This is a genomic window from Bradyrhizobium tunisiense (genome assembly GCF_042263385.1).
Classification (GTDB): domain Bacteria; phylum Pseudomonadota; class Alphaproteobacteria; order Rhizobiales; family Xanthobacteraceae; genus Bradyrhizobium; species Bradyrhizobium tunisiense.
Genome location: NZ_JBHLEV010000006.1, coordinates 235,698 through 254,894 on the forward strand (window position 1 = coordinate 235,698; position 19,197 = coordinate 254,894).

21 protein-coding genes are annotated in these 19,197 nt (G+C 64.2%); 13 read left to right on the forward strand and 8 right to left on the reverse strand.

Annotated features, from left to right (window positions below):
• Nucleotides 1–21: 21 nt before the first annotated feature.
• The 6 genes from nuoN to ACFDR6_RS25800 are packed head-to-tail and all read left to right on the forward strand — an operon-like array spanning nt 22 to nt 5,018.
• Nucleotides 22–1,458: an NADH-quinone oxidoreductase subunit NuoN gene (gene nuoN, locus ACFDR6_RS25775; protein WP_375859952.1), complete on the forward strand. Its 1,437-nt coding sequence runs from the start codon at nt 22–24 to the stop codon at nt 1,456–1,458.
• Nucleotide 1,459: 1 nt separating this feature from the next.
• Nucleotides 1,460–2,266: a biotin--[acetyl-CoA-carboxylase] ligase gene (locus tag ACFDR6_RS25780; protein WP_212089927.1), complete on the forward strand. Its 807-nt coding sequence runs from the start codon at nt 1,460–1,462 to the stop codon at nt 2,264–2,266.
• Entirely contained in the window at nt 2,266–3,936 is a 1,671-nt protein-coding gene (locus ACFDR6_RS25785; protein ID WP_212089929.1) for a ribonuclease J, read from the forward strand. Before ACFDR6_RS25780 ends, ACFDR6_RS25785 begins: the two co-directional genes overlap by 1 nt.
• Nucleotides 3,937–3,948: 12 nt before the next feature.
• Entirely contained in the window at nt 3,949–4,353 is a 405-nt protein-coding gene (mce, locus tag ACFDR6_RS25790) for a methylmalonyl-CoA epimerase (RefSeq protein WP_212089931.1), read from the forward strand.
• A gap of 9 nt (nt 4,354–4,362) precedes the next feature.
• Entirely contained in the window at nt 4,363–4,638 is a 276-nt protein-coding gene (locus ACFDR6_RS25795) for a DUF1467 family protein (protein WP_212089933.1), read from the forward strand.
• A gap of 32 nt (nt 4,639–4,670) precedes the next feature.
• Nucleotides 4,671–5,018 carry a hypothetical protein gene (locus ACFDR6_RS25800; RefSeq protein WP_212089935.1) on the forward strand — a complete coding sequence of 116 codons (348 nt, stop codon included), beginning with the start codon at nt 4,671–4,673 and terminating at the stop codon, nt 5,016–5,018.
• A gap of 89 nt (nt 5,019–5,107) precedes the next feature.
• Here ACFDR6_RS25800 and ACFDR6_RS25805 read toward each other — a convergent pair whose 3' ends face one another.
• Complete coding sequence (locus ACFDR6_RS25805) at nt 5,108–5,371, reverse strand: GlsB/YeaQ/YmgE family stress response membrane protein (protein ID WP_212089937.1); 264 nt, start codon at nt 5,369–5,371, stop codon at nt 5,108–5,110.
• Nucleotides 5,372–5,399: 28 nt separating this feature from the next.
• Nucleotides 5,400–5,867, reverse strand: a complete 468-nt coding sequence (locus ACFDR6_RS25810) for a YidB family protein (protein WP_212089938.1) — start codon at nt 5,865–5,867, stop codon at nt 5,400–5,402.
• Nucleotides 5,868–6,087: 220 nt separating this feature from the next.
• On the opposite strand from ACFDR6_RS25810, the gene ACFDR6_RS25815 reads away from it, so the two are divergent.
• Together ACFDR6_RS25815 and mtnK are read left to right on the forward strand one after the other, a co-directional pair.
• On the forward strand, nt 6,088–6,720 hold the full coding sequence (locus ACFDR6_RS25815) for a class I SAM-dependent methyltransferase (RefSeq protein WP_375859954.1): 633 nt from the start codon (nt 6,088–6,090) through the stop codon (nt 6,718–6,720).
• Between the two features lie 114 nt (nt 6,721–6,834).
• Entirely contained in the window at nt 6,835–8,145 is a 1,311-nt protein-coding gene (gene mtnK, locus ACFDR6_RS25820; protein ID WP_375859955.1) for an S-methyl-5-thioribose kinase, read from the forward strand.
• 80 nt (nt 8,146–8,225) lie between these two features.
• On the opposite strand, the gene ACFDR6_RS25825 is transcribed toward mtnK, so the two are convergent.
• Complete coding sequence (locus ACFDR6_RS25825; RefSeq protein WP_375859956.1) at nt 8,226–9,110, reverse strand: hypothetical protein; 885 nt, start codon at nt 9,108–9,110, stop codon at nt 8,226–8,228.
• Between the two features lie 105 nt (nt 9,111–9,215).
• Nucleotides 9,216–9,845, reverse strand: a complete 630-nt coding sequence (locus tag ACFDR6_RS25830) for a LysR family transcriptional regulator (RefSeq protein ID WP_375859958.1) — start codon at nt 9,843–9,845, stop codon at nt 9,216–9,218.
• A gap of 128 nt (nt 9,846–9,973) precedes the next feature.
• On the opposite strand from ACFDR6_RS25830, the gene ACFDR6_RS25835 reads away from it, so the two are divergent.
• Both ACFDR6_RS25835 and ACFDR6_RS25840 read left to right on the forward strand, forming a co-directional pair.
• Entirely contained in the window at nt 9,974–10,366 is a 393-nt protein-coding gene (locus ACFDR6_RS25835) for a RidA family protein (RefSeq protein WP_375859959.1), read from the forward strand.
• A gap of 14 nt (nt 10,367–10,380) precedes the next feature.
• Entirely contained in the window at nt 10,381–11,079 is a 699-nt protein-coding gene (locus tag ACFDR6_RS25840) for an L-2-amino-thiazoline-4-carboxylic acid hydrolase (RefSeq protein ID WP_375859961.1), read from the forward strand.
• Nucleotides 11,080–11,315: 236 nt separating this feature from the next.
• Here ACFDR6_RS25840 and ACFDR6_RS25845 read toward each other — a convergent pair whose 3' ends face one another.
• The 4 genes from ACFDR6_RS25845 to ACFDR6_RS25860 all read right to left on the reverse strand — a co-directional run bounded on the left by ACFDR6_RS25845 (nt 11,316) and on the right by ACFDR6_RS25860 (nt 15,444).
• On the reverse strand, nt 11,316–12,344 hold the full coding sequence (locus tag ACFDR6_RS25845; protein WP_212089965.1) for an ABC transporter permease: 1,029 nt from the start codon (nt 12,342–12,344) through the stop codon (nt 11,316–11,318).
• Nucleotides 12,345–12,356: 12 nt separating this feature from the next.
• The gene (locus tag ACFDR6_RS25850; RefSeq protein WP_375859962.1) at nt 12,357–13,859 is read right to left on the reverse strand and encodes a sugar ABC transporter ATP-binding protein; all 1,503 of its coding nucleotides are present in this window, start codon (nt 13,857–13,859) and stop codon (nt 12,357–12,359) included.
• Nucleotides 13,860–13,880: 21 nt separating this feature from the next.
• Entirely contained in the window at nt 13,881–14,903 is a 1,023-nt protein-coding gene (locus tag ACFDR6_RS25855) for a sugar ABC transporter substrate-binding protein (RefSeq protein WP_212089969.1), read from the reverse strand.
• Nucleotides 14,904–15,039: 136 nt separating this feature from the next.
• Entirely contained in the window at nt 15,040–15,444 is a 405-nt protein-coding gene (locus tag ACFDR6_RS25860; protein WP_375859963.1) for a globin, read from the reverse strand.
• A gap of 485 nt (nt 15,445–15,929) precedes the next feature.
• Between ACFDR6_RS25860 and ACFDR6_RS25865 the strand changes: the two genes are divergently transcribed.
• The 3 genes from ACFDR6_RS25865 to ACFDR6_RS25875 all read left to right on the forward strand — a co-directional run bounded on the left by ACFDR6_RS25865 (nt 15,930) and on the right by ACFDR6_RS25875 (nt 19,196).
• Nucleotides 15,930–16,304, forward strand: a complete 375-nt coding sequence (locus ACFDR6_RS25865) for a DUF2946 family protein (RefSeq protein ID WP_212090427.1) — start codon at nt 15,930–15,932, stop codon at nt 16,302–16,304.
• Between the two features lie 82 nt (nt 16,305–16,386).
• Nucleotides 16,387–18,594 (forward strand): TonB-dependent receptor family protein, encoded by a 2,208-nt coding sequence (locus ACFDR6_RS25870; protein WP_375860024.1) that lies wholly within the window; start codon nt 16,387–16,389, stop codon nt 18,592–18,594.
• A 68-nt stretch (nt 18,595–18,662) separates the two neighbouring features.
• Nucleotides 18,663–19,196, forward strand: a complete 534-nt coding sequence (locus ACFDR6_RS25875; protein ID WP_375859964.1) for a copper chaperone PCu(A)C — start codon at nt 18,663–18,665, stop codon at nt 19,194–19,196.
• The last annotated feature ends 1 nt before the right edge of the window (nt 19,197 follow it).

Consider the following 19,197-nt stretch of genomic DNA (forward strand, 5'->3'; position numbering starts at 1 on the left):
CGGGCAGGTCAGGATATCGCCATGAGCTTTGAGACTGCAGGTTATCAACTGGCGCCGGTGCTGCCCGAGATCGTGCTCGCGGTCGGCGCCATGGCGCTCCTGATGCTGGGAGCCTATCGCGGGCAGGGGACGACCGGCGCAATTACCTCGCTGGCGGTCGTGCTCTTGGGGGTGGTCGGCATGCTCGAATACATGCTGCCCGCGGGCAAGCATGTGACCTTCGGCGGCAGCTTCATCGTCGACGACTTCGCCCGCTTCATGAAGATCCTGGCCCTGATCGGCTCGGCGGTGACGCTGGTGCTGTCGACCGAATTCCTGTCCGACCCCTCGCGCCGCATCTTCGAATACGCCATCCTGGTGCTGCTCTCGACCCTCGGCATGATGGTGCTGATCTCGGCCGGCGACCTGATCTCGCTGTATCTCGGCCTCGAACTGATGTCGCTTGCGCTCTACGTCGTGGCGGCCTCCAACCGCGACAACGCCAAGTCGACCGAAGCCGGTCTGAAGTACTTCGTGCTCGGCGCGCTGTCGTCGGGCATGCTGCTCTACGGCTCCTCGCTCATTTACGGCTTTACCGGAACCGTCAGCTTCACCGGCATCGCTGCGGCGGCGACGGTCTCGAATGTCGGCCTCGTGTTCGGCCTCGTCTTCCTGCTCGTCGGCCTCTGCTTCAAGGTCTCGGCCGTGCCGTTCCACATGTGGACGCCTGATGTCTATGAGGGCGCGCCGACCCCGGTCACCGCCTTCTTCGCCTCGGCGCCGAAGGTGGCCGCGCTCGCGGTTTTCACCCGCGTCACGCTGACCGCATTCCCGGGCATCGTCTCGCAGTGGCAGCAGATCCTGGTGTTCGTGGCGATCGCCTCGATGGCGCTGGGTTCGTTCGCCGCGATCGGCCAGAGCAACATCAAGCGCCTGATGGCGTACTCCTCGATCGGCCACATGGGTTTTGCCTTGGTCGGCCTCGCCTCGGGCACGGTCGAGGGCGCGCAGGGCGTCTTGATGTACATCGTGATCTATGTCGCGATGACGCTGGGCTCGTTCTCGATCATCCTCGCCATGCGCCGCAACGGCCAGGCCGTCGAGCAGATCAGCGATTTCGCTGGTCTGTCGCGCACCAATCCGCTGCTTGCCTTCATGTTCGCGATGCTGCTGTTCTCGCTCGCCGGCATCCCGCCGCTCGCCGGCTTCTTCGCCAAATGGTACGTCTTCGTCGCCGCCATCAAGGCGAATTTGTTCACGCTCGCCGTCGTCGGCGTGCTGACCAGCGTGGTCGGAGCCTACTACTACCTCGCCATCGTCAAGACGATGTATTTCGACGAGCCGGCCGGGCAGGTCGATCCGGTGCGTATCGAGGTCAAGACGGTGCTGGCGGTGTTCGGCCTGTTCAACATCCTGTTTGCGCTGTTCGCAGGTCCGGTGGTGAGCGTCGCCTCCGCCGCCGCAAAGTCGCTGTTCTAGGATGGCTTTCGCGCTCGGTCCTCGCGCATCGGCCGCGGGCTACAAGCTCGCGGCGTTCGAACGGATCGGCTCGACCAATACCGAGGCGATCGAGCGGGCGAGGGCCGGCGAGCGCGGCCCGATCTGGTTCGTCACGTCGGAACAGACCGCCGGCCGCGGCCGCCGTCAGCGCGCCTGGATCGCGCCGCGCGGCAATCTCGCCGCCAGCATCCTCGAAGTCATGGACGTCGCCCCTGCCGTCGCCGCCACGCTCGGCTTTGCCGCAGGGCTCGCCGAAGAGGCGGCGCTGGAGAAGGTCAGCCTCGAGGCCGCGCTGCGCCTCGGCGAGGGCCGCCCCCGCTACGCCCTGAAATGGCCGAATGACGTGCTCGCCGGTGGCAAGAAGCTGGTCGGCATAGCGCTCGAAGCCGAGGCCATCGGCGATCGCCTCGCTGTGGTGGCGGGCATGGGTACCAATGTCGTCGCCGCGCCTGAGGGTACGCCGACGCCTGCGGTATCCCTGGCTGCGCTCGGCGTCCAGATCAGCGCGGAGGAGCTGTTCTCGGCGCTCTCCGACGCCTGGGTCGAGTTCCGCGGCATCTGGGACAATGGCCGCGGCTTCGCCGAGATCCGCAGGCTGTGGCTGGAGCGCGCCGCCGGTCTCGGGGAGAAGGTCGCGATCCACACGGGAACGACGACGCTGGAAGGCATTTTTGACACCATCGACGACACCGGCTGCCTGATCGTCCGTACCGCGGAGGGCCGCCGCGTACCGGTCGCCGCGGGCGAGGTGTTCTTCGGCCCGGTCGCCTCCGTGGGAGCTGCGTGATGGCGAAGCCCGAGGAACTGGTATTTGCGCCGCTTGGCGGCGTCGGCGAGATCGGCATGAACCTGTCGATCTACGGCCTCGGCAGCCGCCAGCAGCGCGCCTGGCTCGCGGTCGATCTCGGCGTCTCCTTCGGCGACGAGGAGCATCTGCCGGGCATCGACCTGATCATGCCCGACATCAGCTTCCTGGAGAAGGAACGCAAGAACCTGATGGGGCTGGTGCTGACCCACGCCCATGAGGACCATTTCGGCGCCATCATCGACCTCTGGCCCAAGCTGAAATGCCCGATCTATGCGACGCAGTTCAGTGCCGCTTTGTTCGAGGCCAAATGCGCCGCCGAGCGCAACGCGCCGAAGATCCCGGTGACGGTGGTGCCGTCGGGCGGCCGCGTCGATGTCGGCCCGTTCAACGTCGAGTTCATCCCCGTCGCGCATTCCATTCCCGAGGCGCATGCGCTGGCGATCCACACCTCGGTCGGCACGGTGCTGCACACCGGCGACTGGAAGATCGACCCGACGCCGACCCTCGGACGTCCGACCGACGAGAAGCGGCTGCGCGAACTGGGCGATGAGGGGCTGATCGCCCTGATCGGCGATTCCACCAACGCGGTGCGCGACGGCCGCTCGCCTTCGGAAGCGGACGTCGCCCAGACCATCATCGACCTCGTGAAGGCGGCCAAGGGCCGCGTCGCCGTCACGACCTTCGCCTCCAACGTCGCCCGCATCAAGGCGGTGGCCGCCGCTGCGAAAGCTTCCGACCGCGAAGTCGTCGTGGTCGGCCGCGCCATGGAGCGCGTGGTTCAGGTCGCGCGCGAGACCGGCTATCTCGACGGCGTGCAGAATTTCCGCTCGCCCGACATCTACGGCCACCTTCCGCAGGACAAGGTGCTGGCGCTCTGCACCGGCAGCCAGGGCGAGCCGCGCGCCGCGCTGGCGCGCATCGCCAATGACGACCATCCCGAGATCACGCTCAACCGCGGCGACAGCGTCATCTTCTCCTCACGCACCATCCCGGGCAACGAGAAGGCGGTCGGCTCGATCGTCAACAATCTGGTCCTGCAGGGCGTCGAGATCATCACCGACCGCGACGCTCTGGTCCACGTCTCCGGTCATCCCCGTCGCGACGAATTGCGCGACCTGATCGCCTGGACCAGGCCGCCGCTCCTGATCCCCGTCCATGGAGAGGCCCTGCATCTGCACGAGCACGCCAAGCTGGCGCGCGCTGCCGGCGTGCCGCGCGTGCTGGTCTGCCGCAACGGCGACCTCGTCAAGCTCGGCCCCGGCGATCCCGGCATCATTGGCGAGGTGCCGTCGGGCCGTCTGTACAAGGACGGCACGATCCTGGAGGATTCCAAATCCCGCGCGGTGGTCGAGCGTCGGCGCATGGCCTTCTCCGGCTGCGCCTTCGTCGCGATTGCCATGACCGAGCAGGGCGAGCTTGCCGACGATCCCGAGGTGGATCTCGTCGGCATCCCCGAGAAGAACAGGGCGGGCGAGCCCTTCGACGACCTCGTCTTCGATGCCGTGATGTCGACCATCGAGGGACTGCCGAAGGCGCGCCGCCGCGATGCTGACGCTCTCGCCGAGTCGGTGCGACGCGCTGTCCGGGCCGTCATCAACGAACATTGGGGCAAAAAGCCCCCCTGTCTGGTACACGTACTGACAGTCTAAGGGGAGAGAACCATGCTGGGCCGGCTCAACCATGTCGCGATCGCGACCAAGGATGCCGTCAAGGCCGCCAGGATCTATGGCGCGGCGTTCGGTGCCGAGATCTCGGAGGCCGTTCCGCTGCCCGAGCACGGCGTCATCACCGTGTTCGCCACGCTCCCCAACACCAAGATCGAGTTCATTGAGCCGCTCGGCGAGGCCTCGCCGATCGCAAAATTCGTCGAGCGCAATCCCGACGGCGGCATCCACCATGTCTGCTACGAGGTCGTGGATATCATCGCCTCGCGCGACACGCTGGTGAAGGAGGGGGCTCGCGTGCTCGGCGACGGCGTGCCGAAGATCGGTGCCCACGGCAAGCCGGTGTTGTTCCTGCACCCGAAGGATTTTTCCGGGGCGCTGGTCGAAATCGAGCAGGCGTAAGGCCGTCCCATGGCCATCCAGATATCGACCGCGATCGCGATCTACTTCGTCATCTGGTGGGTCGCGCTGTTCCTGACGCTGCCGTTCGGCGTGCGCAGCCAGCACGAGGACGGCGTCGGCGCGCCCGGCACCGACCCCGGTGCCCCGATCCTGACCCGGATGGGCCGCAAGCTGATCTGGACCACGATCATCTCTGCGATCATCTATGGCCTCGGCATGATCGCCTTTAACGCCGGCTATCTCTCGATCGAGCGCCTGTCGAAACTGATGGGAATGCCGTTTTAGTCGCCTTTGCTGACGACATTTTTGGGGGACACATGACTTTTCAGAGGATCGTCATTGCGCTTCTGGTGCTGATCGTCGCAGGGCTCGGCGCCGTCGGCTATATCGAATGGAAGATGGCCGTGCAGGTGCGGACGCTGAAGGCATTCGTCGAGGGCTATGTCTTCAACGAAGCCGTGATGGCCTGCGAGCAGACCAAGAGCTCGACGCCGTTCAAATGGAACGGCGGCAAGAGCACCTCGGTGATCGGCCTGAACTCGGTCAAGACAGACAAATACACCGTCAGCGCCAGCTACACGCTGGTGGCGGACCTCGTTTACTGTGATTACGATCCCATCAAGAAAAAGGCCGAGATCGGCTCGAGCTTCCTGGAGCGCGAGTAATGGTTCAGCCTCGCCGGGCGTGAACTCGGCAAGGCCTGCACGCTTCTCGCGCGAGAGCGTCCCTGCAAGGGAGGCTTTACGCGCGGCGGTCAGATGGCTCGGCGTTGCCGGCCTGCAATCATGCCATAGACGAACAGCACGATGATCGCCCCGACGACTGCACCGATCAATCCCGCGCCTTCTCCGGGACGATACCAGCCGAGTGACTGGCCGAGGTAGGTCGCAACGAAAGCGCCAACGATTCCGAGGATGGTCGTCAGGATGAAGCCCGACGGCTCGTTGTCCCCAGGCATGATGAACTTGGCTATGACGCCGGCGATGAAGCCGATGATGATCGTCCAGAGAATGCTCATGTCCAAAACCTCTTCACGTTGAGCAGATTCAAGCCTGGGGCAGGCGGCCGTCCGGCGTGTACTTGTCGACCGCTGCGGGCAATTCCCGGGACAGCCTTGCGAGGATCTCGTCCTGCGAGAGCCCCGTCTGCTGTTCGAGTTGCTCGAGCAGGTCGGCGCCGACGGCAGTTTTCAGCTCAGGCGGAGAGATTTCTTTGTTGGGGCCGGGCTTTACCCAGGAATCGGCGATCTCGCCCTTGCCATTCTGGTTAAACCTTTCCAGGAGCTCGCCAATTCCGCCATTGAGCAGACCCCCGATCCCGCCTGCGCCGAGCATGCCGCCGAGGTTACCGAGCAGCCCCCCGAGCGGCTCCTGGACATTCGCGCCGGCGGGTCCTCCGCCAGCAGATCCCGCGCCTGAACCTTTGAGCATTTCGGCCAGCTTGTCGCGGTTTTGGTAGCCAGCTATTGCCAGCATCGCCAGCAGGGCAGTCATGGAAGGCATTCCGCGGGCCATTGACGTCTCCGTGAGATCCGAGACAAGCGAAACTGTCTCAGCCCGCTTGAGTTCCCGAAGTCGCCGACGCTCATGCGCGGCGAAGCGTCCCGGCTCGCGCGGCCGCAGAGACGCCCGCTGCAACGGCAGGCCGGGGACAGCGCGCCAGGACGTGTTAGATCACGTCTTGAACGGACCGGAGCCGGAGGAGCCCGGGACGAAGCACCGCGCGAGAACGAAAATGACATCATCCGACGCCGCCGACCGAATCGTCGATCTCTACCAGCGCCATGCATCGGACTGGATCGAGCAGCGTGCCCGGAGCAGCCTGTTCGAACGCGCCTGGGTCGACCGCTTCCGAGCGCTGCTGCCTCCGGGCGGCGCGGTGCTCGATTTGGGCTGCGGTTCGGCCATGCCGATTGCCGGATACCTGATCGGTTGCGGTCTCAGCGTCGCCGGCGTGGATTCTGCGCCGGCGATGATTGCAGCCTGCCGACGTCGTTTTCCGGAGCAGGAATGGATCGTCGGCGACATGCGGCGGCTTGCATTGCAGCGCCGCTTTTGCGGCATTTTGGCCTGGGACAGCTTCTTTCACCTGTCCTTTGACGACCAGCGCTGCATGTTTTCGCGCTTTCGCGAGCACGCCGCACCAGGCGCGGTGCTGATGTTCACGAGCGGTCCGGCGCATGGCGAGGCGACCGGACAATTGGGGGGTGAGACCCTGTATCATGCGAGCCTGGATGCAAGCGAATATCGCGCGCTGCTCGATCGGAACGGTTTTCGCGTCGTGGCGCATGTGGTCGAGGACCCCGCTTGCGGGGGCCACACCGTCTGGCTGGCACAGCTCATCGACGCGCCCGGTTGGGCCGAATGATCGTCGCGATAGGCGACGGCGTCCTTTGCGACTATGATGGCCTGAAAACAAGCCGGCCTGAATCCTGACATGGGAGTGCACGATTGCTCCCGCCGGCAGAGGGGGGAGACCGGCATGAGTTCATCGCCTCGAACGTTGGCCGATCCGCGGCGCCAGGATTATCGGATTCTCCAGGAAGCCGATCTGCGGGACTACATTGCGGATGTCTTCGATGTCGCAGCCCGACTGGGCGGCCCGCCGGCATCCTGGGCGATCACCGAGGTCGGCGACGGCAATCTCAATCTCGTCTTCATCGTGAAGGGCGCGCGTGGCGGCATCGCGGTGAAGCAGGCGCTGCCTTATGTCCGTCTCGTCGGCGAGAGCTGGCCGCTGCCGCTGTCGAGGGCCCATTACGAATATTTGGCGCTGTCCAAGCACGCCCGGTTCGCGCCCGGCCTCGTCCCGGTAGTGCTGCATCATAACGAGGCGCTGGCGTTGACGGTCATGGAGCTGCTGGAGCCCCACATCATCATGCGCAAGGGGCTGGTCGCGGGAACGCGCTATCCGCGCTTCGTGGACGACATCACCACGTTCATGGCGCGGACCCTGTTCTTCACCTCCGACCTCGCATTGTCGGCGGCAGAGAAGAAGGAGGGGATCGCCGCCTTCGCCGGCAACCACGCGCTCTGCAAGATCACCGAGGACCTGATCTTCACAGATCCCTACCGTATTGCCGAGCAGAACCGCTGGACCGCGCCCTATCTCGACGGCCTGGCTGCCGAGCTGCGCGACGACATGGAGCTGCACGTTGCGGTCTCCCGCCTCAAGCTCAAATTCATGGCGAGCCCGGAAGCTCTGCTGCACGGCGACCTCCACACCGGCTCGATCATGGTTACGGACAGCCAGACGCGGGTGATCGATCCGGAATTTGCTTTCTACGGCCCGATGGGGTTCGACGTCGGCGCCGTGCTGGCCAACCTCTTGATGGCCTTTTTCGCCTCCGCCGGCCACGAGCGCTCGCCAGGCGAGCGGGCCGCGTTCGAGACCTGGGTGCTGGAGACGGTCGAGCAGGTCTGGCACGGGTTCGCCCGCAAATTCCTCGATCTCTGGCGCGCGGGCGGAGCAGGCGACGCCTATCCGGCCTCGCTCTTCGCGGGGGAGCAGGGCGCAGCACGGCTGGAGGCCGAACGGCAGGCCTACATGCAGCGCCTGTTCACTGATGCCGTCGGCTTCGCCGCCGCAAAAATCATCCGCCGCATCTTCGGTCTCGCCCACAATATCGATTTCGAGCTGATCGAGGATCCGAAGAAGCGCGCCATCAGCGAAGCCCGCGCCGTGCGGCTCGCACGGGCGATGATGATGGAGACGGGGACACTTCGGACAATCGCCGACGTCACGGGCGCCGCGCGAAAACTGCGCGATTGGCAGCCGGAGCTATCCGGCTGAAGACGTCGCGAAAAGCGACCTCGCAGACTCCGTCATGGCGAGGAGCTCTTGCGACGTTGCCATCCAGCACAGACGGGCCCTCAATAGAGCCGCATCGGGAGCGGTGTGCCATCGGGGCCGACCAGCAGGCCCCAGGTCTCGTCGGCCGCGACCTCGAACTCCCGCTTCTGCGCCGCGCTGCCTTCGAGCTTGAGGGTGACCTTGTACCTGCCCGGCGGCAGATCGATCTTCTGGTTCTCGGGCAGCTTGTCCGCGGCGACGTCGATGTCCATCAGTTTCTCTCCGGCGCGAGCCGCCAGCCTGATGGTTCGCTCATTGACGGTGATGTCCGCCGCTTCATCCCTCTTGTTGCCGAGCAGCAACATCACTTGTCCCTGCGCCGGGCGAATACCGGCTGTGGCAGCCGACGGCTTGCGCAGCGAAAGGTCGGCGATCGTCGTGTTGTCCTGATGGACAAGCCGGAGCAGCCCCGGCCCATCCGACGTCGTGAAGGCGACAACGGCTCTGTCAGGCTCGACGACTGCGCCGCCGTTTTCAGTCCAGCCGCGCTTTTCAAGGGCGGCGCGATAGAAGCCGAGCACGGCCTCGAGACCGAGCGGTGTCTCGACGTGAGCCGACCTGATGTAGGGTGAATTCTTCGCGGTCATCAGGCCCCAACGGTCGGCGAGCGGCAGGCCGATGTCGTCGGACATCCTGGCTTCGAACGTCCGGCTCGTGGCCCGTGCCAGAAGCCCGACGGCATCGCAGAGCAGGCGCTCGCCAAGATAGTCCGGGGCGCAACGGTCCCTCAGCGCCCACCATGTATTGTCGACAAAACCGTTCGTCCGCGTGGTGCGGGACCAGTTGATCTGGATGGTGTTCATCGGGCTGTCGAGAACAGGGTCTGGCGTGACAGGAATCGCCATCGCCGCCGTCGCAGCGACCAGGCTGCCGGCGAGCAGGATAGCCAGCGTGCGGCGTCTCATTTTTCGGCGGTCCTTGGGGCCCAGATAACGATCCTGACCTTGGTCGCGTCGATCACGAAAAATGTTCATTGCTTCTGGCTGGGCGACGACGCACCGCAAGGCGCCTCAACGTCCGCTGATGCCGACCAGGCGAGGGCGGTGGTGGCTTGCGCGCGAATTCTCGGCCGGTAGAGCGCGTAGCCATTCACGGAAGGTCACGACTTCCGGGCAATCCGCCGTGGCTTCGGGCGCAATCAGCCAATCGCCTGGACCAGATCCCTCACTGATCCGATCGCAGCGATAGCCCGGATGGTGGCCAAGTCCGCGAGCTATCAGCAGGTCGACCTTGCCCTCGACCAGCTCGTGCAGGCCGGCAGGCTGCAGCACCCGCAGACCGATGTCCGGGTGTGCGCTGCGAAACTCCGCGAGATCGAGGCGGCGCAGGTCGATGGTGCCATGGACCCCCAATTGCAGCAGCACCGAACCTGCCGGCTTCAGATGCGAGGTCGCCTCGGCAATGTGACGAAAGCCCTCGGATATCCCGGGCAGATAGGCCTGGCCTGCTGGGGTGAGGATGAGCTGCTTGTGCAGCCGATCGAACAGGCGGACGCCGAGGCGCGCCTCCAGCGCCTTCACCTGCTGCCCCACGGCGGCGGGCGTGACGTGGAGCTCGTGCGCGGCCAGTTTGAAGCTGAGGTGTCGCGCGGCGGCCTCGAAGGCGCGCAGCGCGTTGAGCGGGGGAAGGGCGTAGGTCATCGCGCCGCACTTTGACACCGATGGAGCGTGGCCTTGCAATAGATTTTCTTGCGCTGAACCGCAGGAATGATGCTTTGCGCCGCGGCGCCGCCTCCGGATACGGTCATCCCGCAATCTGGAGAAACAACATGGCGCCAGCCCAATTCGTCACTCACAATCCCGCAACGGTCCATGCTCCGGCCGGCGGCTACAGCATGGGACTTGAACTCAGTCAGCATCGTCGCCTGCTGTTCATCAGCGGACAGGTGCCGGCGACATCGGACGGCAGCGTGCCGGACGGTTTCGAGGCACAATGCGAGCAAGCCTGGCGCAACGTCATCGAGGTGCTCGCCGCTGCCGGCCTCGATGTAACGAGTCTGGTGAAGGTCACCACGTTCCTGACCGACCTCAGTCAGGTCGTGCCCAATCGTGGCGTGCGCCGCAAGATGCTGGCGGGACACGAGCCCGCGCTGACCGTCATGATCGCGCAAACCGTCGACAGCAAATGGCTGCTGGAGATCGAGGCGATCGCCGCGGCATGAAGTCAGGTGTACCCATGGCTGAGACCATCCATCCCTTTTACGAGGTCCATCGTTCGGCAATGGAAGCCGCAATGCGCCACCGGCTCGACCTCGCCGAACCAATGCTGCGCGAGCGCGCGGACCTGCCCGATTTCGATGCGATCCGGCAGGAGGTGATGAACGAATTCGCGCTTGTGCTTGCCCAGACGCCCTACGTTGGAGGAGCAGCAAACCGCATGAGCGATTTTTTCATGCGTCTCCTGGGCTTCATGGCCATCAGCCGCGTGCTCCGGCGACATGGCGTGCCGATGCCGGTGATCGGCGACATCGAGCGGGAAACCTACAAGGCGCAGTTGCTCACGGTGCCCGAGGCGGAACGTCTCGCCGCGGGACGCCAATTCATGTCGTCGGAAAACAAGAATTTGCTGCGCGAGCAAGCCGCGAAAAGCGTCACGAAAAGCCACAGGGACGCGTTCCCGGGCGATTTCGCCTACGATTTCGTCGAGCCGGGCCCGAATGACGACTTCGAATTCGGCATCAACTACAAGGCCTGCGGCTTCTGCAAATTCGCCGCACGCCACGGCGACAAGGATATCCTGCCGAACATCTGCGGGCTCGATTTCGACGCATACGCGACGCGCGGTATCCGTCTGGAACGGAAGCAAACGCTGGCCGGCGGCGCCAGCCATTGCGATTTCAGATTTTCGCGGCTGCCGCCGCACGGGAGAAGCTAACGGCGTTCTCGAGGTTGTTCTGCTCTCCGCCGCCGTGCAATGCCAAGGGGTACCCGGGGCATTCCACCATTCACGTTCGAGGTCACCGCCATGGAGACATCATGGCGGTGTTTTGCCCGACGCGCCAAACGGATTGTGTCAAATCCGAACCGGCGGCGCCGGCAACCCATTGATATCGCTAGCCCCGGTTACTGTGCATGGGGTTGTTTTCGCACTTTTTGATGCGCGGGGGCGCCTTACTCCGCGGCTTTCTCCCTCAAGCGCTGCGCATAGACGTTGATGACCAGCGCCGCCAGCAGGATCAGGCCGCGGATCAGGATCTTCAGGAAGCTGTCGATGTTAACGTGGTCGAGGCCGTTGTTGAGGACGCCGAGCACGAACAGGCCGACGATGGTGTTGCCGATGCCGCCGCGGCCGCCGAACAGGCTGGTGCCGCCGACGACGACGGCGGCGATGGAGTCGAGCAGATAGGTGTCGAACTCGTTCTGCTGCGCGCTGCCGAAATGGGCGACGCCGAGCATGCCGCCGATGCCCGAGCAGACCGCCGAGATCACCATGACGGCGCCGAGGATGAGCTTGACGTTGAGGCCGGAATATTCGGCCGCCTCGCGATTGCCCCCGACCATGTAGACGTAGCGGCCGAAGCGCGTGTAGGTCAGCACCAGATGGCCGGCGAGCAGCATGATGGCGGCGACGATGACGAGCCAGGGGATGCCGCCGATCGAGCCCGAGCCGAGCGTCGTGATCAGGCTCGGCACCTTGTAGGCGATCTGGCCGCGCACCAGGAGCGCCGAGACGCCGGCGGCGATCTGCATCATCGCCAAGGTCATGATGAAGGAGGGGATGCCGATCACGGTCAGCCCCAGCGCATTGACGAGGCCGAGCAGGGCGCAGAGCAGGATCGAGAGGAGAATCGCGACCGCGCCGGGCAGCGGCACATTGGCGATGTTGACGTAGGATTCCTGGAGCGTGAAGTAGGCGACCGCGATGCCGGTAACGTTGGCGATGGCCGCGATTGAGAGGTCGATCTCGGCGCAGAGGATCACGAAGGTGAGGCCGACCGCGATGATGCCGGTGATCGACACCTGCGTGAGGATGTTGCCGAGATTGTCCAGCGTCGCGAAGGAGGGGCTGGCAAAAGCGAAGAAGGCGGTCAGGAAAATCAGCGTCAGGAACGGCGCAATGTTGCGCATCTGCGAGCGCAGGAAGGGCGCGAGCCCCCGCGCCCGCGCACCCGCCGCTGGAACCGTGTCACTGCTCGCCATGGTGCTTCTCCGTCACGCCGCTTCCAGCAGGCGGTCCTTGCTGACCGGCTCGTTCCTGAATTCCCGCACCAAAGCGCCGCGCTTGAGCACGAGGATGCGGTTTGCCAGCGACAGCACCGTTTCCGGCTCGGTCGACAGCACGATGATCGCAAGCCCCTTGGCGCGGAGATCGCGGACGATGTTGATGACGTCGTTCTTGGCGCCGACATCCATGCCGCGGGTCGGCTCGCACAGCACCAGAAGCTTGGGCGGGTAGGTCAGCCATTTCGCCAGCGCGACCTTCTGCTGGTTGCCGCCCGAGAGCATGCCGAGGTCGAGACCGACCACCGGGGGCCTGATCTGCAACTGCTCGACCTGACGCTGAGCAATGTCGCGCTCCTGGGCCGGCTTCAGCAGCAGGGACGAGATGCGATCCAGGATGCCGATCGAGATGTTCTTGTAGACCGGCTCCTGGTGAAACAGCATGTCGCGCCGGCTCTCGGGCACCAGCGCCACGCCGGCACGCCGTGCCGCCGCCGTGCTGGCGAAGGTCTTTGGCTTGCCATCGACGAGAAGCGTGCCGCTGTCCGGCTTCAGCTTGCCGAACAGGATGCGCGACAGCTCCTGCTGGCCGCAGCCCATGAAGCCGTAGATGCCGAGCACCTCGCCGGCGCGGGCCTCGAACGAGACGGCCCGCAAGCTGCGGGACAGGGACAGCTGGTCGACCTTCAGGACGACCGGGCTCTCACTTGGGCGCGGCAGCAGCAGATCGTCGGTGTAGCTGTGCTCGAGCGCTTCGCCGCCGCGGCCGATCATGGCCTCGATCAACGCGCCCTTGCTGGTGGCAGCGCTCGCCGTCTCCGCGACCTTCCGCCCGTTGCGGAACACGGTCACGGTGTCGGAGACGCGTAAAATGTCCTCGATGAAGTGCGAGATGAAGACGATGGCAGTGCCTTCCTCGCGCAGTCGCCGGAGCGTGGCGAACAGGCGCTCGACCTCCGGCGGGGAGAGGGCGGAGGTCGGCTCGTCCAGGATGACGATGCGGGCGCCGGAGAACAGCACGCGGGCGATCTCGATCAGCTGCTGCAGCCCGATGGGTAAGTCGCCGAGTCTCGACATCGGATTAACGTCGATGCCGAAGCGGGCGAGCTGTTCGCCCGCTTCGCGCGCCATCCGTCGCCACTGCACGAGGCCGAGGGCGTTGGTCGGCTGGTTACCCAGGAAGACGTTCTCGGCGACGGTCAGGTCCGGTGCGACAGAGAGCTCCTGATGCACCATGGCGATGCCGGCCGCGTGTGCATCACGCGCCGAACGGAAATGCGTCTCCGCGCCGTCGATCAGGAAGCGGCCGGAGAACTCGGTGTGCACGCCGGCGATGATCTTCATCAGCGTGCTTTTTCCGGCGCCGTTCTCGCCGACGAGACCGTGGATCTCGCCGGGAAGGAGCGCCAAATCGACACCACGAAGCGCTTCGACACCGCCGAAGCTCTTCGTGATGCCCTGCAGTTCAAGGATGGGCGAGCGACCCTCTGACATGAAAGTTGAGATCTTGGAGGCTCAGATCAGGTAGTGATCCTGCATCCACTGCATCCCCGCGGCGTTGGCCTTGGTCACGACGGGGCCGTCGGTGACGACGTTCTTGGGAATGCCCTGACCGCTCTTCTCGCCGCCGACCACAGCCGAGACGCCCGCGATGATGGCGCCGCCATGGATGCGGCAGGAAGGATTGCGCACGGTCGCGAACATGCGGCCTTCGCTCACCGCCTGGATCGCCGGCGGCATGGCGTCGACGCCGCCGATCAGGATGTTGGTGCGGCCCCGCGCCTTCATGATGTTGGCGGCGGCGAGCGCCATGTCGTCATTGTGGAAGAACGCCGCATCGATCTGCGGATATTTGGTCAGATACGTTTCCCACAAACGCGCCGTCTTGGAGACGTCCCAGTCGGCCGGCTGGGTGTCGAGCACCTCGATGCCCGGGAATTGCTTGACCACCGAGGTGAAGCCCTTGGCCCGTCCTTGCGCGCCGGTATGGCCGAGCGCGCCTTGGGTCATGATGATCTTGCCCTTGCCGCCCATGGCATTGCACAGCGCCTGGGTCACCGAGGCGCCCATGAACTCGTTGTCGGGAGCGAGGAAGGAGTGGACGTTGATCTGATCGAGCGGCGCGATCAGCGTGTCCATGTCGATCACAGGCGTGCCGGCGTCGATCATCTTCTGCACGGGCTGGGTGAGGGTACCGATGCCGAAGGCCTGGATCGCGACGAAGTCCCATTTCTGCGAGGCCATGTTGTCGATTGCCGCGCGCTGCTTCACCGCGTCGAGCTGACCGTCGAACCAGGTCACCTCGACGTTGAACAGCTTGCCCCAGAATTCCGCGGCCTTCTTGCCTTGGGCGCACCAGGTAGCCTGGAGGCCCGCATTGGAGAACGCCGCCTTCAGCGGCTTCTCGCTGCGTCCGACTTCGGCGGCCAGTGCTGGATTGATACCCATGCTGCCGAACAGGGCAGCTCCGGCGCCGGCGGTCGCTGCCGCCTGAAGAAGATCGCGCCTCGTCGTCGAGAAATCTTTCGTCCCGGACATCGCTCGCTCCCATGTATTTTGTCGTCGGTGCGTCATTGATAGCGCTACCGATGTCCGAAAGTGTCTCACAAGAGTTGATGCCACTCAATCCGCAATCACTCGCGCGCGGCGAGCTGCGTTGGTGCAGCGCAAAGCGTCAGCCTGCTGCGCCGCTGAGTGTGTCGATGCCCACGAGCAACGTGTCCCAAGCCTGTGCGATCCCGGTTGACCATTCATCGCCCAGCAGATCGCGTAACGTATCCCTGATCACGGTGAAGAACGCGACGAACAGCTCCCGCGACGTGCCGTAGGCGTCGTGGGAGGCGGCCTCGCAGGCGATCAGCCGGAAGCGCCCATGGCGCTCACCGGCGAAATCGAGGATGGCCTCGATCGTCAGCGCGAGCATCGACCCCTTCACGAGCTCAGCGCCGCCCGAGCGGAACATCGCCTGCGTTTCGGGATGCGCGTCGAAGAGGCGTTGGTAGACGAGGGGCGTGAGATCCGCACAGCGCGAGGCCGCGAGTTCGAAGCTGATTTCGATCGGATTGGACGACGCCTTCATCGGCGCTTCAGCCTCGCGGACAAAAAAAGAGCGGGGCCCTAGCCCCGCTCGAAAATTGTGTCGACCCTATTATCCCCGATTCTAAGATTTGCTCTTGATTGACGGGGCGACGCTGCGTTTTGCGCGCCAGGGGCTCCTCCCGAGACTTGGACCACCAGGCCTCGACCTTGCGGTCAGCGCCTGAGCAAGAGGGATGCTAGTTCAACTTTTCTCACTTGTCATCATTTTCAGCAACGAATGTTCAAAATTCGATCAGTAGACGAAACGATTGGGTTTCATCCCGTGCCAAGTATATGACAAACATAAGAAATCTGTGGAGGGGCCGGGGCGGTTGAGGTGCCTCAAATGCCCCATCGGGGTGCCGTGCAGGGTTACCCGGGCACGGTTTTCGGCAGATTTGCGCTGGGCCAAGCAGGCGGCTGAACTGACCTCGACTTGGGGCCGGGTACCGTGTTTAGTCAGCAGGCGAACGAATGGTTCGGCGGATGCGCGCACGGCTACAGAAATTCCTACCCCTGGTCCTGCTCGCCCTGGTGATGCAGGTGCTGGCGCCGATTGCCGCCTGCGCTGCGGCCGGCCTGGCCGTTGCCGATCCGCTGTCCGCCGGAATCATCTGCCACAGTGCGAGCGATCAAGGCGGGCTGAGCGACCAAACCGGCGCGCCGATCGCGCATGCCGGCGCGTGCGCGCTGTGTTGCCTGGCCCAGGCCAACGCGTCGCTCGATTCGCCCGCACACGCGGCGCTCCCGATTCCCTTCCGTCATGCCGAGCGCGTGGTGTGGCATCCGGCGGATGCGCTCGCCATCGCCGTGCACGAGGGCTCGAGCGCCCGGGCGCGCGCGCCCCCTCACATTTCCTGACGTAGCGACGAATCTGCCCCGGCGGCTGCTGCACGGGGATTCGCAATGCACCGGCGCTCGTGCCGGCATCAGGAATTGTTATATGTCTCGCTTTGGTTTGTTCCAGAACGCTTCCGCGCGCGGAATCGTGCTTGCTTCTCTCTCTGCTCTCTCCCTCCCACCGCTTGCCGATGCGCAGGAAAGTCGGGGCGAACTTCCTCCGGTGATCGTGGACTCGCCGCGGGAGAAGCGCGCTGCGCCCGCCCACCCGCGGCGGACTCCCGCGCGGTCGACGCGCGCGCGCAGCTCGGCTCCGCAACATGAGGCGCGTCCGCAGGGGGAGGGCGCCAGCGGTCCGGGTGCGTTGACCGTCCTGACGGCGCAGCAGGCGCTTGCGGAAATCAACCAGACGCCGGGCGGCGTGGCGCTGGTGACGGCCGAGGCTTACCGGAATTCCACGCCCGCGAGCACAATAAAGGACGTTCTGGATTACGTGCCCGGTGTGTTTGCCCAGCCCAAATGGGGCGACGACACCCGGCTCTCGATCCGCGGCTCCGGGCTGTCGCGCAATTTCCATCTGCGCGGTGTGCAGCTTTATATGGATGGCATCCCGATCAATACTGCGGACGGTTACGGCGATTTCCAGGAGATCGACCCGACCGCCTACAAATACGTTGAGGTCTACAAGGCCGGGAATGCGCTTCAGTTCGGAGCGAACTCGCTTGGCGGAGCGATCAATTTCGTCACGCCGACCGGCCGCGATCCGTTTCCGAACGGGGTATCCGTCGATATTGGCGGCTTTGGATACAAGCGCGCCCAGGCCAACGCTGGCGGAGCGAACGGTCCTTGGGACGGCTTCGTCACGGCCTCGGCGCAGGCCGCGGATGGTTTTCGAGACCACAGCTTTGGCTCGAGCAACCGTCTCAGCGCCAATGTCGGCTATCAGTTTTCGCCGGACTTCGAGACGCGCTTCTATCTCAATGCCAACGAGGTGCGCCAACGCATTCCCGGCACGGTCACCAAGACGTCTGCGCTGACCAATCCCGAGGCTGCAGCTCCGGCAAATGTTGCCATGGATCAGCAGCGCAATATCGACACGGTCCGGCTCGCAAACAAGACGACGATCCGTTTCGACGAGACCAAGGTTGAATTCGGCGCCTTTGGCGTCGATCGCCATCTGATGCATCCGATTTTCCAGTGGCTCGACTATCGCTACAGGGACTACGGCGGTTTCGCGAAAGTTACCGACGAGCGCTTCATCGGCGGCTTCCGCAACAGGCTGGTCGCGGGTGTCAATGTGCTGAATGGGAGCATTGACAATCAGCAATTCGCCAACATTGCCGGACAAAAGGGAGCTCTGCGCTCATCGTCGATCGATCGATCGAGGAACACGTCCGTCTACGTCGAAGACAGCTTCTATTTCCTTCCCAACGTTGCAGCGATCGCGGGGACGCAGTTTCTCTATGCAACCCGTAGCCGGCAGGACCGTTTTCTCAGCGACGGCGATCAATCGGGGACAACCCGCTTCAATCTGTGGTCGCCGAAAGCGGGCTTGCTGTGGCAAATCGATCCGACATGGCAGGCTTTCGCCAACGTCTCGCGGAGCGCCGAGGTGCCGAGCTTCGGCGAGAGCTCAAATGGTCCGGGCATTCCGACGATTCCGTTCACCAGCATCCACGCCCAGCTCGCGACGACCTACGAGATCGGGACGCGCATGCGGCGGCCGGACTACTCGTGGGAGCTGACGGCCTATCGCGCCAACATCCGCGATGAGCTGCTATGCCTCTATAGCGCCTTCGGCAATTGCAACGTGACCAATGCGGATCGGACCATCCACCAGGGCATCGAAGCCGGCGCAGGGGCCGCGATCTTCCGCGATATCTTCGTGGCGGGAAGCGCGCCGGACAAGGTGTGGCTCAACCTGGCCTACACCTACAACGACTTTCGCTTCGACAAAGATGCCATGTTCGGCAACAATCAATTGCCAGGAGCGCCTCGTCATTATTTGCGCGCCGAATTGCTCTACAAGCATCCGACCGGCCTCTATATCGGACCTAACGTCGAATGGGTGCCGAAGGCCTATTTCGTCGACAGCATGAATACGCTGACGACGGAGCCTTATGCATTGTTGGGACTGAAGGCCGGTTTTGACAATGGCGGTCCGTTCTCGGCCTACGTCGAGGGCCGCAACCTCACCAACCGAACCTATATTGCGAGCGCCAGCATCATCGATCGTGCGACTGCGGCGTCGACTTTGTTCGAACCCGGAACGGGGAGGGCAGTTTACACCGGAATGAGGTATCGATGGTGAGTGCTGCGGGTTCGCTGAGACAACCACGACCTTACGCGGTCGGTCAGATCAACCATGAGGGAAACAAAATGAGCAAGAGCCTGCAAACACTTTTCGCAATCGCCATTCTTCTGAACGGCAGCGCGGCCGCATTTGCCGACGACGTCAAGGCCGGCGATCTCGTCATCTCGCAGGCATGGAGCCGGGCGACGCCGGGCGGCGCGAAGGTCGCCGGCGGTTATCTGACCATCGAGAACAAGGGCACGGCGTCGGACAGGCTGGTCAGCGTGTCCGCCGATATCGCAGGCAAGGCCGAGATTCATGAGATGGCGATGGACAACGGCGTCATGAAGATGCGTGCGCTCGACAAGGGGCTCGCGATCGACCCCGGCAAGACGGTGAAGCTCGCGCCCGGGGGCAATCATTTAATGCTCCAGGAACTGAAAGGCGCGTTCAAGCAGGGCGACAAGGTGCCGGTGACGCTGCAATTCGAGAAGGCCGGCAAAGTCGCCGTCTCCCTCGATGTTCAGGGCGTCGGTGCGCAGGCGCCGGGTGGTGATGGACATTCAGGTCATATGAACATGAAGAAGATGCCGGATCATTCGGGAATGAAGATGAAATGAG